The following is a 15,669-nucleotide window of genomic DNA, read 5'->3' on the forward strand; positions in this document are numbered from 1 at the left end:
GGCGCCCCAAGCTTTGGGGCGCCGTTTTTCCTTTTGACGCAGGGATCAAGCAGCAAAATCAATTTTGAGATGGATTAGCGGGCCTAAGATTGTTAGCAGTTTAAGACTGATACGCGGGCACAAGACCTGCGGCAGGCAAAATCCTTTGTGGGAGAGGGTACGAATGGCGAACGATATTGTCCTCAGCGTTGCTGGGCTGGCCAAAAGTTTTGGCGGGCTGCATGCTGTTCGAGGCGTTGATTTTGAGGTTGAGCGCGGCGCGATCGTCGGACTGATCGGACCCAACGGCGCAGGCAAAACCACCACATTCAATATGATCGCAGGTGAACTGCCGCCCACAAGCGGTAAGATTACATTGCTCGGCGAAGACATCACCGGCCAGCGAACGGATGTGTTGTATCACAAAGGACTGATGCGCACGTTCCAACTGTCCCATGAATATGCACGCATGACGGCGCTTGAAAACCTTGCCGTGGCAGCGCCGGATCAAACGGGCGAAAGCATTTGGTCCACGTGGTTTACGGGCGGCAAAGTACGTAACCGAGAGGCAGAAGTCATTGAGCTTGCCCGCGAGACGTTGGAATTTCTTGGTTTGACCCATGTGGGCCACGAACTGGCGGGCAATTTGTCAGGTGGCCAGAAAAAGCTGCTCGAAATTGGTCGCACTATGATGAACGACTCTAAGGTCGTCTTGCTGGACGAACCCGGCGCGGGTGTTAACCCGACTTTGATGCGCAAAGTCGCTGAAATGATTGAACAATTGAACGAAGAACGCGGTTACACGTTCTGCATAATCGAGCACGACATGGATATGATTGCACGGTTGTGCGGCAAGGTTGTCGTTCTCGCCGAAGGCCAAGTTCTGATGGAAGGCACGATGGATGAAGTCCGCAATGACGAACGGGTTATCGACGCCTATTTCGGGGGAGAAGTGGTATGACGCAACCTGTGCTGTCACTGAATAATCTGAAGGCTGGTTATGGCCAGACCGAGATCCTTCATGACCTGTCCATTTATGTGAACCCGAACGAAATCGTCGCGATCATCGGGCCAAACGGGGCTGGGAAGTCCACTGCGATGAAGTCTGTCCTTGGCCTATTGAATATCCGCGAGGGTTCCGTGGTCCTAAACGGCGAAGACATTACCGACACGCCCGCGCAAAAGGTAATCGAAAAGGGCATTTCCTATGTGCCGCAAACAAACAATGTGTTTGTGAACCTGAGCGTACAGGAAAACCTCGAAATGGGTGCTTGGACACGTCCGAACGGCGTTGAGGCACGTATTGCCGAAATGTATGAGCTGTTTCCCGACCTCGCCGAAAAACGCAATCAGGCAGCGGGAAGCCTTTCAGGCGGTCAACGTCAGATGGTTGCGATGGCGAAAGCGCTGATGGTGGATGCGAAAATCCTGTTGCTGGACGAACCAACCGCAGGACTGTCACCCAAGTATCGCGGCGAGATTTTCAGCACCATCCAAAAGATTAAAAACACAGGCGTTCCTATTCTAATTGTTGAACAAAATGCCAAACAGGCGCTCGGCGTATCGGATCGAGGCTATGTTCTGGTAGACGGTGCAAACCGCCATACCGGCACCGGCGAAGAGCTGGCAAACGATCCAGAAATTGCGCGTATGTTCTTGGGCGGGGGGCACTGATATGTGGGATGCTTTCGGATTTGAATTCGTCAACTTTTATCTGATCCCCGGATTGGTCCTAGGCTGCATCTATGCGCTTGGTGCGATCGGGATTACGCTGACATTCGGCATTCTGCGGTTTGCCAACTTCGCCCACGGCGAGATCATGATGTCGGGCGCGTATCTGACTTATACAGTTATGGCGATCGTAGCAGGGGCAGGGTTGTCGTTGCACCCTCTGGTCGCGATGGTGCCTGCCGCGTTTATGGTGATCTTGCTGTTTCTCGGCACAGACCGCTATTTTTACAAACCATTCCGCAAAGAAGACACCATCAAGGTTGTGATGGCGTCCTTTGGTATGATGTTGATCATCCGCTCTGCGGTTCAGGTCATTTGGGGGCCAAACCAGATCGCCTTTGTGCCTGGTATCGCGAAACCAAACGCGTGGCTGCAAAGTTTCACCGGTGATCTTGGTGCCATGATCATCATGCCTAACAAGCACCTGTTTATCTTTGCGGGTACAGTCATCATCGTGATTGCACTTGGATATCTGTTGAACCGCACGCGCATCGGTAAGGCTATGCGCGCGGTGTCAGACAGCCCTGATCTGGCCCATGTGACTGGCATCAACGTCGACAAGGTCATTAACGCCACATGGATCGTCGGCGGCATCTGCGCCACGGCCGCAGGGGTGTTCTTGGTGATGGATACACAGACTTTGGAAACCACGATGGGGTTCCGAATGTTGCTGCCGATGTTCGCCGCCGCCATCCTTGGCGGGATCGGCAAACCCTATGGGGCGGTCTTTGGTGGCTTGGTCATTGGACTGGCGGAAGAGCTGTCAGCCTATCCATGGATCGGCGACGCGCCACTGTTGTCACCGGGTTATAAAACAGGCGTGGCCTTTGCGATTATGGTCATCATGTTGATCGTTCGCCCACAAGGTCTGTTCAAGGGGAGGTCGTTCTGATGGAAGCTTATCTTGGGTATTTCCTGTATTTTCTATCTCTTCTGACTGTTGGCGGCATCTACGCGATCTTGGCGCTGGGTCTGAACGTCCAATGGGGGTTTGCTGGTCTGTTTAATGCTGGCATCGTCGGGTTTGTCGCCGTGGGGGCGTATACCTACGCGCTGCTGACGACAGCTGAATCCACGTTCCATTTGGGTGGCTTTGGCTTGCCACTGCCCATTGGTATGGCTGTTGCGATGCTGGCATCGGCACTGGTTGCCGCGTTGATCGGGCTGGTCTGTATCAGGCTCAGGTCTGATTATCTGGCGATTGCAACCATCGGTATCGCCGAGATCATCAAGCTGATCTTCAAGAACGAGACCGAGGTCACCAACGGCCCGCGCGGCATCAACAAGATCCCGCGCTCTTGGGAACATTTCAGCGAAGAACGCTTCTATTCCAGCTGGCCCATGAGCTGGTTCGGCACGCCCGAAAATTGGGAAGCCTTCTTTGACAGCCTACCAAATTGGTACTGGCAGCCACTGTTTGCTGGCACGATTATTCTCGTGGTATTTGCCATCTACAAGATGCTGGAACGCGCTCGTACATCGCCGTGGGGTCGCATGATGACCGCCATTCGTGAAAACGAGCCTGCATCACGCGCGGCCGGTAAGAACGTCACACGCCGCCGGATTGAGGCCTTTGTTATTGGCGCTGCAATCATGGGGCTTGGGGGGGCATTTCTAGCCCAGCACCTGCGCCTTATCGAACCTACAAACACCTTTGACCCGAGCAAAGTGACATTCCTTGTCTGGGTCATGCTGATCGCTGGCGGATCTGGAAACAACCGAGGTGCAATCCTTGGTGCGTTTTTGATCTGGACCATTTGGTCGGCTTCTGAATTGATGATTTCAGGGATTATTGATCTCATCACCGCTATTTTCTCCACGATGGATGCAAGTATTTTGCAGACACGGGCAGGGTTCTTGCGCATGATGCTCATCGGTATTCTGATGCAAGTGATCCTCCAACGTTATCCAGGAGGGATACTACCTGAGGTGAGACCCGCATCACCAAAGGCTGACACTAAGACTGCGGACCCAACGGGAGATACAAAATGAAAACGACACTACTCGCGACTGCCGCAACTCTGCTGGCGACAACTGCAATGGCCGACGTCACAATCGGTAACCCAATGGCGATGACAGGCCCAATTCCGGACCTCAACGCGCCAATCGCGGCTGCGGTTGATCTGGCTGCAGCCAACATCAACGAGCAAGGCGGCATGTTTGCAGGCGGCGAAGCACTGGTTATCGAACGTGCCGACTCGGCGTGTGACCCAACGGCGGCTGTCGATGCTGTGACCAAACTGATCAACGTCAGCGGCGTTTCCGCAATCGTTGGACCTGTATGTTCCGGCGCCACAATCGCGCAGGCTGAATCCGTATCGATCCCTGCCGGCGTTATCACGCTGTCCGTTTCCGCGTCTTCACCGGCGATCACAAACATGGAAGACGGTACAGACCTCGTGTTCCGCGCAGCCGCATCTGACGCATATCAGGGCGTTGCATTGGCTGAACTGGCGATGGCGAACGGTTACACAGAAATGGCCGTATCTTATGCCAATGACGATTATAACGCAGCTATCGCTGAAGTATTCGCTCAAGCTTACGAAGGCATGGGCGGCACCGTCACAGCAAACGAAGCACACGAGCCAAACAAAGCGTCTTACCGTTCTGAAGTTGCGACGATCGGCGCAACATCCGACAATCTAGCGCTGTTCTCTTACTACGGTTCTGGCGGCATCACACTGATGCGTAACGCTCTGGAAACTGGTGCGTTCACAAACTTCATCGGTGCGGACGGAATGTTGTCTGATGAGCTGATCGAACAGATCGGCGCTGAAAACCTTGCAAACGCAACCTTCACAACATCTGCATCCGACGACAGCACACCGTCATTTGGCGCATGGAAGGCAATCGCAGACGCAGCAGGCGTTCCAGCGGGTGATCCGTTCGTAGCCAACGGTTATGACGCAACCTTCATGATGGCATTGGCGATCGAAGCTGCTGGTTCTGGCGACCGTGAAGGTCTGGCCGAGCACCTGCGTGCAATTTCATCTGCACCGGGCGAAGTGATCCTGCCTGGTCAGTGGGCCGAAGCCAAAGCGATCCTCGCTGCAGGCGGCGAGATCAACTATGAGGGCGCCGCTGGCAACCAAGACTTCGACGAGAACGGCGACGTCGCCGGTAACTTCTCCAAGTCGACCATCGTAGATGGCGCATGGGCAGCTGAACTCATCGAGTAAGCTGAACTAACTTAGAAAAAAGAATGCCGGCGCTTTTGGGCGCCGGCATTGTTGTTTGTAGGAACGTGTTGCAATCAGCCGTTAGCCCTGACGGCGCACCCAAACTTCGACCCGACGGTTGTTTGCACGACCCAGATCGGTTTCGTTGCACTGCACTGGCATTTGTTCGCCAAAACCCATGCTGATCAGGCTAAGCTGTTCCAGTTCTGAAGGATTGAACTCCTGCGCCAAAGCACTCCGCACGGCTTCCGCACGTCGCAAAGAGAGAGCGGAGTTAGGGCCCGCAGGACCCGTGTTGTCCGCAAATCCAACCAAAAGCACGTCATGCCCGCCAAACTGTGCCTCACGAATGCGCTGTGCGAGGTTTCTGACGCGCTGCGCGGAACCATCATCAAGAACCGTTGACCCCGAGATAAAGGTAAAGGTCATTGAAAGCCTGTCAGCAGTTCGCAGTTCACGCATCATGTTTGAAAACTCGGCACCGTCAAAATCGGGTTCCGACGCGGCAGCATGAATAACGGCGTTACCCATATCTTCAATGCGCGTGCGTTGCAGCGATGCGCCGGTGTAGCCCCATTCGGAAACAGCAGATGACGCTAACGGCGTTTGGGTCCATTCAAGGAACGACAATACAAATGGTGCTGCGCTATCGACACGGGCGTATGAACTGATCGGCTGCGTGAACGGGTAGTGTTCAGTGCGCAGGCCGAATTGGGTCGGTACTGCGGTAAGCCCGCAAACGTCCCGTACGGCCAGCATTTTTGCATTGTCGCGCGCGGCAGTTGTTTGGTGAACAACACCGATCGCATTGCGGTCCGCGTTTACGGCCTCGATGACTTGTTCCTCGGTTTCGTGGGTTACAACACCAAGAGTGCTAGCCGCGATTGTGCCGTTCAACCAACGTGGCGCTCCAAACCCATCTTCCAGCATATGAACCGAAATCGGAAAGTCTCCGCCTCCCAAACCTTGCCAAGATGTAAGATTTTGGGTCGCAATTTGACCAATCTCTGCAAGGCTGAGGTCACGGACAGGGTTGTCTTCGTTCCCGACAATGACTTCGCCATCATAGGCCAAGACATTTCGCAAAACAGTGTCGAGCCCATCAATGGACGCCAAACGCGTATCGATCTGAAGCTGGTTGTAAAATACAACATCCACCGAACGATCCGAAAGCGCGGTCGCGGCCTGATCAGGACCACTAACGGTCAGATCAATTTCAGCGACCAGTTCTTGTTCTTCGCCCGAGAAGAGTTGAACGGACTGCGATGTGTCACCGTCAGCAGTAGACGAGAACGTGTACCCTGCGTCTTCGGAATAATCGCGCAGCAAATCAACCATCATGTCGCCCACTTTGGCCGAGGGGACGTGGAAGGCGAATTCTGTTTTGATGATTTCTATAACGGGGCAGGCGGCTCCTTCGCAGATCACACCGTCTAGCTTAATGCGAAATTCACCCAGCGGGTTGCGAATGACATAATGGGTGTCGTCAACATCGACCAATTCACCGCTGATACGGGTTTCATCATCAACGGAATGCAAGACGATTTCACGTGTTGCGACAACAGGCGCTGGTTCCTCTACAACAACGGGACATGCGTCTCCGGAGCAATCAACTGCACTACGTGGGACACGAATGACGCCAAGTTGGCCCTCGACGGTGTAAAACTCGTCATCCAAACCAACCAAAGCACCGCTGATTGACATGCTACCATCCGGAGATTCGAGCAGAACGTCCTGTGCAAAAGCAGGTGAGCTAACAGCCAACGCAAGTGCTGCAGTGCCAGACAAAAAGGATGGGCGGATTACTGGCCCAGGCATACCCAAAACACTAATTTTCATGTGGAAGATACTTTCAATGGATCGTGAATTCTAATTAACCTTGGGAGCCCAGCTCGACGTACATATGTTCAATATGTTGCGCTGCCTCGAGCAGGGATTCTTCTTGCGATGCAATGGAATAAAGCTCGAGAGGGCCGGGTTCAGCACCATCTGCGATTCCGCGCACGATTGGGCCTAGATCGCTCCAGCGGCTTTTCTCCTCGAGCAGCGCCAATTCGATGTGTTCGGGGGGCGGTGGCAGGGTCAATGCCGGAACGCCGCCGATCAGGGCTTGCAATGAATTCTCGTAGAGGTCGATTGTGCCCGCAAGGATCGCGCGGTTTTCCTCGGGTTTGAAGCCCAGTGCGATATTGCCAACTTCTTTGGCCATCTTTTGGGTCAACATTTCTTGACGGGCGGCCAGTTCCACGGAGATGAGAATACCAAGTTTTTCAGTGCTGTCGCCGTAGACGGACAACAGGCGTTTCTCTACGTTTTCTGACATGAACAACAACGCGGAACTTGCACGGGCAATCGCATCAAACTCGGCCTCTTCAACGAACCCTTGTGCGATCACTGTTTCGACGGCGGCCTGCATGCTGGGCCAGACGGCATCAACGGCCGACAAAGCCTCAAGGACTTCGCCATTGGTTTCGGCCACAATGCCCAGATCGGCATCGCCATTGCGTAGACCGGTCAAGACCTGTCCAAACCGCTTTGCCGCGTCCTCGATGTTCACCATAAACCGGGACGGCTCAACGTTGAGCTTGATGAAGTTAGCGCACATTGGAATGCGCTGCGTTAGCACGGCCTGTTCTTCGGCAAGACCAACACGAAGCACAACGCCAGCGAAATCGGCATCCTGTGCGTATGTCATTGAAGAGCTTGTAGAAAGGGCGCCGATTGCAGCGGCCCCAAGGCCAAATTGTCGACGGGTACAGGTCATTGGGTTACGGGTCATTCTATTATCCTTGTCGTGGCGGGGTGGCATCAACATGTTGAGCCGCCGTAAAATTCGTTCAGGCTTCATCGGCCTGTTTGATCAAGATTTCATTCATCGCATCAAGCGCTGCGAGAATAACGTCAGCCTCGTGCGCTAGCTCCAAGACTTCGGCGTATTCAACCGCGTGTGTCTGGTCCAGTTTCTCGAGGATCGGCTGTAGCTTGACCCAGCAGTGTTCGGCATGTGTCAGGTGCTCAGCGAATTCGCCGGTCGCGGCGGGCAGGGTGTGTTCGTTGTGCGCCATATTTCCGGCCAGTTTATCGAGGTCAAAGCGGAACAACTGCATCGATCCGACCAACATCTCGTGATGGGCTTCCGCCTCGAATTCCAATGCAACAAGGATCGCTTCCTTGATCATTTTCTGGGACAACATTCGCAACGAACCAACCACGTCGATCTGATAGGCAAGGTCGAGGGGAATTGCGTCTTTATACTCAAGCAAAATGCGGTGGATCAGGCTATCGGTCAGTGTCATCACCTGTGTGTTGACGTGTTCGATCGCCGAGAAATGTTCATCGTCGACGGTGCCCGTATCGATTACATCCTTGAGCGGGGGCCCAAGCACCGACCATCCAAATTCAACGGTATTGATCGCCTCAAGAACCAGCGCATTCTCTTCAGGCGCCATTGAAAATTCCGGATCACCGTTACGCAAAGCATCGATATCATCGGTGAATTCATCGTACTCTTCGGTCAGGACCTCAAGGTAGTGATCCTTTTCAACGTCAAGCATCACAAACGCTGCGGATAGCGCCATGCGCTGCGTGAACATTCGCAGATCGCCAGCAATCTTGATCTTGTGACTGATATCAACAGCGGCTGCGGCTTGCGTGGCACTAAAGGCAAGAATGCCGGCTGAGGCGAGGGTTAAGGTTTTCGCGAGTTTCAGGGAATCTCGACGATCTACTTTGGCAGAAGTATTCATGCGGTCTCATTATATTTTCTGAAGGTTTTTTGTGTACGGGGAAGGGGCAGTCGATGCCAGATTTGAGGCGAACAGAGCCTCATTACAAACAGGTCCTTCCATACAAACATCTGCTTGTTATGGTCGCGTCTATTGCAGAATAGAACACGACTAGAAGCAGCACACGTCACCACATATATGGCTTTTTTCAGCCGGTCACCATAGACTTTGATACAGTTGACTGTATTTAGACGCCTGTGGAATACCAGAAGAAAGCCGTCGGATACGGCTTCGTAAAGAGTTTATCGATGTCGAAAGCAATGAGTATGAGTGGTAATGCCGATTGGCGTCTCGTTCAAAAGCAAACGTTTCTTAAAGTCAGTATTTTCAAGACCGCAGTCGCTGTGACTTTGGCTGCATTTTTGGGCGCATCCCAATCATCCGCGCAGGCCGCGGACTTTGTAACGTTGCAGACTTTTGATGGCAGCAATGCAATCTCGGGGCAGTTGGTTGGCGTAGAAGGCGACTACTTCCGAATCGATACGCTCGTTGGGGTTCTTGAAGTCAGGATCGACACCGTGGAATGCGTCGGCGCGGCATGTCCTGCACTTGTTCCGGATTTCGTCGTCGGTGAAGTCGTAACTTTAACGTCGAAGGACCGCACGACAAACATTACGGGCCAAGTCGTTTCGTTGGACGACGTCTACGTGACGGTCAATGCGGGGTTGCTCGGCGAGGTGGCTCTGGAGCGTGCAAAAGTCGATTGTTCCGGACCGAACTGCCACCCGACGCTTATGGTCGAAAGCCAACAGGAACCTGCGTCCACGTCATCCATTCTTAGGGCATTGCTGGACGACACTGGGAACTAATCGACGCCGTAGGTCGATCTTACGACTCGATCACAAGAGGATAGGCACATCGTTGATATGTGCGATTCATTTATTCAGACCGATGTCCGGAGCGCACGGGCAGCCCGTAAGCCTCCGTACAATATTCTTATAATCAGTATTATGTAAAATATAGACGCGAGGTAATCCTATGCTGACTTTAATTAAACGCAGCCCCATCAAATACTTACAAACGCCTCTTAAACGACCGCCCATCGCTGCGGCACCAATTTGACCAAAAAGTAAATTCTCTTTCAACCTAAGCGAAAACAATGCTACTCCTATTCCATGTCAAGTTTTGTCGAACATCTTGAAGCTATCGCCAGCGCCCCGACCGTCGAGGCTCTTTGGGCGCTGCACTCTGAGAAAATGGCGTCTTACGGGTTCGACAGGTTGATCTACGGTTTCACACGGTATCGCAGTGGCGGATCTCTCGGGGATCCTCAAGATTGGGTTTTACTGACGAACCACGGCGACACCTACATGGAGCAGTTCCTGGGCAAAGGATTGCTAGCGAACGCCCCAATGACGAACTGGGCGCTGGAGAATACAGGATCTTGTTCGTGGCGCTGGATGTCCGAGACGGATCATCTAACCGAAGCCGAAAAAGCTGTTGTCGCGTTTAACCTTAGTCAAAATGTCGCAGCGGGCTACACAGTGAGCTTTATCAGCACCAATGAAAGATCCAAGGGTGCGGCCGCGCTGACCGCAAAGCCCGGAATGACCCAAGACGAAGTCGATACGCTGTGGGAAACTCACGGGCGAGAAATCGAGGTCATGAACAACATGATGCACCTCAAGATCCAAACCCTGCCCTATAGCCAGCGCAACCTGACCAAGCGACAACGTGAGGTTTTACAATGGGTTGGCGACGGCAAAACGACCCAAGATATCGCAATTCTACTAGAACTAACGCCTGCGACGATTGAAAAACACCTTCGACTGGCGCGTGAAAACTTGGACGTAGAGACAACTGCGCAGGCAGTTTTGAAGGCCGCTTTCTACAATCAGATGTTCGTAATTGAATCTGAGGCTGCGTAACGGCACGCCTGATAGATTCAATCAAAATTTCCCCTAGATTTTTCAAATTATTACTATGGTAGGGAATCCCTGACTGGAGCTTTCCTTACGTTAATGTCAATCTAACCTTGTTCCGTGAGTGGTGGCCTAAGGCCTGGGAACAGCGGCTAGGATACCCGTTGTATTTTTTGGGTTCTTCCTTTTCGTACCGGGAAACCGGACGCTGATCTGATCGGGCTAAGCCCGTATTGGATCAGCACCCTAAGGGACGTGGAATTGTGCCATTTTATCCCTGTGGTCCACGTCTTGAACGACCCTACCAGTCCCATGGAAAGGGTCGTTCACCCCTCCCCCTAAACGCAAAAAGCCGCCAACTTAATGGCGGCTTTTCAGTATTTTATCACTCGAAGGTAACGGGTTACCTTAGCTGTTCATCTTTGCAACTTCAGCTGCGAAGTCTTCTTTTTCGACTTCGATGCCTTCGCCAACTTCAAGACGAACAAAACCAGTGATCGTTGCGCCGGCGTCAGCTGCCGCCTGCCCGACTGTTACGTCAGGGTTCACGACGAAAGCTTGGTTCAACAATGTTGATTCACCGATGAATTTCTTCATACGGCCAACGATCATCTTTTCGATAACAGCTTCTGGCTTGCCGCTTTCGCGAGCGATATCCATTTGAACCTGCTTTTCTTTTTCTACGACAGCGGCATCCATGTCTGCTTCGGACAAAGCAGCTGGGTTCACGGCAGCGATGTGCATCGCGATCTGCTTACCGAGAGCTTCGTCGCCGCCTGTCATTCCGACCAGAACGCCGATTTTACCCATGTCTGTTGCTGCAGCGTTGTGAACATAAGATACAACATTGTCGCCTGTCAGCGCATCCATACGGCGCACGGACATGTTCTCACCGATGATCGCAACGGCGTCGATAACCGTCTGTTCAACAGTCTTGCCGTCAAGATCAGCCGCGTTCAGCGCAGCAACATCGTCAACGGTCAAAGCAACACCAGCAATGCCGGATACCATTTTCTGGAAGTCCGCATTTTTGCCAACGAAGTCAGTTTCGGAGTTCACTTCAACAGCGATACCCTTGCCACCGGAAACAGCAACCGCAACCAAGCCCTCAGCAGCCGTACGGCCGGATTTCTTAGCGGCTTTTGCCAAACCTTTAGTACGCAACCAGTCAACAGCAGCGTCCATGTCGCCATCTGTTTCTGTCAGCGCTTTTTTCGCGTCCATCATGCCTGCGCCTGTGGAGTCACGCAGTTCTTTTACCAATGCAGCTGTAATCGCCATCTTTGGTCTCCTTAGATATGAATAGGGTCCGGGCGCAAATAGGCGCGCCCGGTATCAGTTTTGTGAAACGTTAGCGCTTATTCAGCGGCTGGTGCTTCTTCTGCTGGTGCTTCGGCGGCAACTTCTTCTTCAACAGAAGCTTCCATTTCGCCGATGTCGATGCCAGCTGCGCCCATTTGCGCTGTCATGCCGTCAAGGGCAGCGCGTGCAGCAAGGTCCGTGTACAGTGCGATTGCACGTGCCGCATCGTCGTTGCCTGGGATGATGTAATCAACGCCCTTAGGGGAGCAGTTTGTATCAACAACAGCAACAACTGGGATGCCAAGTTTCTGTGCTTCTGCGATTGCCAGATCTTCTTTGTTTACGTCGATGACGAACAGAAGGTCAGGAACACCGCCCATTTCACGAATACCACCGAGAGAGGCTTCGAGTTTGCCTTGCTCACGTTCCATGCCAAGACGTTCTTTCTTGGTCAGGCCTTCGAAGCCGCGCTCAGCTGCTTCGTCGATCGCTTTCAAACGCTGGATGGACTTAGAAACAGTCTGCCAGTTTGTCAGCGTGCCGCCGAGCCAACGGTGGTTCATGTAGAACTGTGCGGATTTCTCAGCAGCGTCTTTAATTGGCGCTTGCGCCTGACGCTTGGTGCCAACGAACAGAACACGGCCGCCTTTAGCGACTGTATCACGAACGATGTTCAACGCAGCGTCCAACATAGGAACCGTCTGTGTGAGGTCCATGATGTGGATGCCGTTGCGGGCGCCGTAGATAAATTCTTGCATTTTCGGGTTCCAGCGCTGTGTCTGGTGGCCGAAGTGTACGCCTGCTTCAAGCAGTTGGCGCATGGTAAACTCTGGAAGAGCCATGGTCGTTTCCTTTCCGGTTTCATTGCCTTGGACGGGGGTATCAGCATTCGCCAACCGGTGGATGTCTTGGGATTTCTCCCCAATGCACCCGCCCCCGTCTGGGGATTTCGTAGCGCGCGTATAGGACGCCAAGATTTGGGGTGCAACCCCTTTAACAACGCACGAAACGGTGAGCGTGCGACAGAACCATAACTGTGAATTCACTTTGACCTTCGGCCCGCGATGAATGCAATGATCAGTGCGAGCAATGACATTAACACCCCTAGTGCGAAACCAAGAAGCTGTCGGTTCTCGATCGAATAAACATCAGCGTTGGATGCGTTTTCTCCCAATTCCGCGAAGTCAACAGAAGCACTTATCACCAAGTTCCAAGCGAAAATCGATCCAACCCAAAAGGTCACGACAATGGCCACGTAAACAAATATGCGCAAAATCTATACTCTGTTCTATTCAACTCAAACGTCGCTAAAGTGAAGTGGAGTGTCAAACGGCCTCGTGCCGCCTTCTGTGGCTATTTGCGAATGAAAGACGCCCTAAAGAAAGACCCGTTCCACAACCCAATACGCGCCAATCAGCGCGATCCCGATGCTGGCTGGCATCGCGACCATATGACGGTAGGTTTCAAACCGTTCTACCGCACAGGACGCCGCACATAGGCCGGACAGTGCCGCAACCATGAACAACAGTGGCAGATAGGCCTCTACCGCGTCGGGGCCCATGGCGCTGATCGGGATTATAGCCAAAGGCACAACCAAAATAGCGATACCCATATAGACCCAAGCCGCACCCTTGTTCACCTTACCGTCTTCGGAAAGACGGATAGCGGACACCACGATGATGAATGCTACAGCGATACACAGCAACTGCCCCAATTCGACGCCGATGTTAAAGCCGATCAACGCCGGAAGAACGGCTCCATCCGGCAAGCCGTAAGCTGTCAGGACCGACGCAAATCCAAGCCCGTGCAGCAACCCGAAACCAAAGATAATTGCGGGTCGCCATGGGTTTAGGCCATCGGTAAAGATGTTCTCAACGGCGACATACACAATCGAAGCCGCGATGATGGATTCAACGATCCACATGTAATCGTCAGGAATGTTGACGAAACCCATGGTCGCGAGTGCCAATGTCACCGTGTGCGCCGCCGTAAACGCCGTGACCTGCCACAACAACGGGCGCATCCGTGTGGACAAAAAGAACAAACCCAACACAAACAGAATGTGATCCAGCCCCAGTGGCACGATGTGTTCGACGCCAACAGGAATAAACCGCATGAAAGCCTCGCCGCCTGTCATGGCATCGCCACCACCCAGTTTAACAGGGTCCGTTATGCCACCGCCGGACAGATACCCATCCCAACCGGATTCGACGCCCATCTGACGCAAAACCAACACGCCATATTCCGCAGGCCACGCGATTTGCATCGCTTCCGCGCCCTCAGGCAATGTGGCTGTAAATTCCAAAGTGGAGGTCCGCACGATATCAACGTTGCCGACTTCCGGCACTGCAATACCAGTTAAGGTCAACTCAACAGGGGCACCATCCACCAAAACCTCTATGCTGTCGGCCATTTGCGGCCAGTAGGCATCAATCTCTGCGATGAAGTCGTTGGGGTCTTGGGCACGCAACTCGGTGTAGCGATCTGCCTCTGGCGCGGTCTCCGTGTCTTCTAGACCGTCCAGATTGATCCCGGCAACAATGCTCTCGAGGTTTCCGTCCAGCTTAAACGTCAACTGGCCGTCTACGACTTCCATATCGCCGATTGTTGGGAGCACTTCATGGGCCTGAGCCGCTAACGCAAGCGTGATCCAAATCACGGCGGCCATTGACACTGACAGCAGTCGAGCCACTGTACTCATAACTATATCGGAGAATTTAATGCGCATTTATGCCGCCCTTTCAGCCTTAGCACTTAGCTTTACCCTACCATCTGCTCTCGTCGCTCATGAGTTCTGGATCGAGCCTCTCGCCTTTCAAATCCAACCTGACGCTCGGATGCAAGGCCAACTCCGCAATGGAGAGGATTTTTCGGGGGTAGAGCAAGCGTTTTTGCCGCGACGCATTGACCGTTTTACGGTTTCAGCAGGAATGCAGCAGGCAACTGTCGAAAACCGCATTGGGGCGCGTCCGGCGTTGGATATGGACCCGTTGAGCGAAGGACTAAACATCGTCAGCTACAGCGCGCGCCTATCAAGGATCACTTACACCGAGTGGGAAAAATTCCTACGCTTTGCAGAACATAAAGACTTTGTAGACGTAGAAGCCCGTCACGACGCACGCGGCCTGCCCCGTGAAGATTTCACCGAAGGCTACTGGCGGTTTGCCAAAAGTCTTATAGGCGTCGGTCATAGTGTTGGGCGCGATTACCGTGTTGGACTGGCTGTTGAATTTGTCACGCTCGACAACCCTTACACGGACCCTCTGTCCGATGGGCTGCGTGTGCAGCTTTTCTTCTTGGCCGACACGGTTGCGGATGGTCAGGTTGAACTGTTTGAAAAAGCGCCCGATGGAACTGTGAACATTACATACCACCGCACAGATGCTAACGGGATCGCCACCCTGCCCGTTCAAGCTGGACATAGCTATCTGGTCGATCACGTCGTCCTGCAAGAACCTTCAGAAGCCCTCGCCGCACAGGCAGACATCGAATGGGAAACCCTATGGGCGGCCCTGACATTCGGCGTGCCGGAATAAACTAGAGAACGGGAAAGCAGCGAACGGCAGCTCAGAGCAGATGTTATCAATGCTCCGCCATACACCAATCTCTGGCCATGGGAAGCGCTTTAAACTCGCATTAAATTTCGAACCAATCCTGCCATTGGAACACTGCGGATCGTGCCTTGGTGTGACCCGCGAAACAAGGGGTGCGCCGCACCAGAAAAATCGGATGTCGATCTTCCACAAGAAGATCTATTCAGGAATTAGATTGAAGGTTTCACTCTACCAATTTCCTCGTTGTCGCTCTTTGATATCTTTCTAGTTTACCATT

14 protein-coding genes are annotated in these 15,669 nt (G+C 53.1%); 8 read left to right on the plus strand and 6 right to left on the minus strand.

All coding sequences use genetic code 11. The features are described 5' to 3' along the window. Positions 1-163 precede the first annotated feature (163 nt). The 5 genes from L0666_RS03175 to L0666_RS03195 are packed head-to-tail and all read left to right on the plus strand — an operon-like array spanning position 164 to position 4,889. Positions 164-940 carry an ABC transporter ATP-binding protein gene (locus tag L0666_RS03175; RefSeq protein ID WP_235258445.1) on the plus strand — a complete coding sequence of 259 codons (777 nt, stop codon included), beginning with the start codon at positions 164-166 and terminating at the stop codon, positions 938-940. Further along, positions 937-1,653 (plus strand): ABC transporter ATP-binding protein, encoded by a 717-nt coding sequence (locus tag L0666_RS03180; RefSeq protein ID WP_235258447.1) that lies wholly within the window; start codon positions 937-939, stop codon positions 1,651-1,653. Before L0666_RS03175 ends, L0666_RS03180 begins: the two co-directional genes overlap by 4 nt. A gap of 1 nt (position 1,654) precedes the next feature. Continuing rightward, positions 1,655-2,602 carry a branched-chain amino acid ABC transporter permease gene (locus L0666_RS03185; RefSeq protein ID WP_235258449.1) on the plus strand — a complete coding sequence of 316 codons (948 nt, stop codon included), beginning with the start codon at positions 1,655-1,657 and terminating at the stop codon, positions 2,600-2,602. Continuing rightward, positions 2,602-3,702 carry a branched-chain amino acid ABC transporter permease gene (locus tag L0666_RS03190; protein ID WP_235258451.1) on the plus strand — a complete coding sequence of 367 codons (1,101 nt, stop codon included), beginning with the start codon at positions 2,602-2,604 and terminating at the stop codon, positions 3,700-3,702. The genes L0666_RS03185 and L0666_RS03190 overlap by 1 nt, the downstream gene beginning before the upstream one ends. After that, entirely contained in the window at positions 3,699-4,889 is a 1,191-nt protein-coding gene (locus tag L0666_RS03195) for an ABC transporter substrate-binding protein (protein ID WP_235258453.1), read from the plus strand. The genes L0666_RS03190 and L0666_RS03195 overlap by 4 nt, the downstream gene beginning before the upstream one ends. 81 nt (positions 4,890-4,970) lie before the next feature. Here L0666_RS03195 and L0666_RS03200 read toward each other — a convergent pair whose 3' ends face one another. The 3 genes from L0666_RS03200 to L0666_RS03210 are packed head-to-tail and all read right to left on the minus strand — an operon-like array spanning position 4,971 to position 8,635. Next, a complete protein-coding gene (locus L0666_RS03200; RefSeq protein WP_235258455.1) occupies positions 4,971-6,728 on the minus strand; it encodes an OmpA family protein in 1,758 nt (585 codons plus the stop codon). 34 nt (positions 6,729-6,762) lie between these two features. Further along, positions 6,763-7,668, minus strand: coding sequence for a type IV pili methyl-accepting chemotaxis transducer N-terminal domain-containing protein (locus tag L0666_RS03205; protein WP_235258457.1), 906 nt, complete (start codon positions 7,666-7,668; stop codon positions 6,763-6,765). Between the two features lie 58 nt (positions 7,669-7,726). Further along, positions 7,727-8,635: a type IV pili methyl-accepting chemotaxis transducer N-terminal domain-containing protein gene (locus L0666_RS03210; RefSeq protein ID WP_235258459.1), complete on the minus strand. Its 909-nt coding sequence runs from the start codon at positions 8,633-8,635 to the stop codon at positions 7,727-7,729. Positions 8,636-8,940: 305 nt separating this feature from the next. Between L0666_RS03210 and L0666_RS03215 the strand changes: the two genes are divergently transcribed. Together L0666_RS03215 and L0666_RS03220 are read left to right on the plus strand one after the other, a co-directional pair. After that, on the plus strand, positions 8,941-9,483 hold the full coding sequence (locus L0666_RS03215; RefSeq protein WP_235258461.1) for a hypothetical protein: 543 nt from the start codon (positions 8,941-8,943) through the stop codon (positions 9,481-9,483). A 306-nt stretch (positions 9,484-9,789) separates the two neighbouring features. Beyond that, positions 9,790-10,542, plus strand: a complete 753-nt coding sequence (locus L0666_RS03220) for an autoinducer binding domain-containing protein (protein WP_235258462.1) — start codon at positions 9,790-9,792, stop codon at positions 10,540-10,542. Between the two features lie 402 nt (positions 10,543-10,944). On the opposite strand, the gene tsf is transcribed toward L0666_RS03220, so the two are convergent. From tsf to L0666_RS03235, 3 genes are all read right to left on the minus strand, one after another. Beyond that, positions 10,945-11,817 carry a translation elongation factor Ts gene (tsf, locus tag L0666_RS03225; protein WP_235258473.1) on the minus strand — a complete coding sequence of 291 codons (873 nt, stop codon included), beginning with the start codon at positions 11,815-11,817 and terminating at the stop codon, positions 10,945-10,947. A 77-nt stretch (positions 11,818-11,894) separates the two neighbouring features. Further along, a complete protein-coding gene (gene rpsB, locus L0666_RS03230) occupies positions 11,895-12,680 on the minus strand; it encodes a 30S ribosomal protein S2 (protein WP_235258475.1) in 786 nt (261 codons plus the stop codon). A gap of 533 nt (positions 12,681-13,213) precedes the next feature. After that, the gene (locus L0666_RS03235) at positions 13,214-14,566 is read right to left on the minus strand and encodes a HupE/UreJ family protein (protein ID WP_235258477.1); all 1,353 of its coding nucleotides are present in this window, start codon (positions 14,564-14,566) and stop codon (positions 13,214-13,216) included. On the opposite strand from L0666_RS03235, the gene L0666_RS03240 reads away from it, so the two are divergent. After that, a complete protein-coding gene (locus L0666_RS03240) occupies positions 14,559-15,374 on the plus strand; it encodes a DUF4198 domain-containing protein (RefSeq protein WP_235258479.1) in 816 nt (271 codons plus the stop codon). The two genes, L0666_RS03235 and L0666_RS03240, sit on opposite strands and share 8 nt — an antisense overlap. Positions 15,375-15,669: the final 295 nt, after the last annotated feature.

The sequence above is a fragment of the Octadecabacter algicola genome (assembly GCF_021532625.1).
Taxonomy (GTDB): Bacteria; Pseudomonadota; Alphaproteobacteria; order Rhodobacterales; family Rhodobacteraceae; genus Octadecabacter; species Octadecabacter algicola.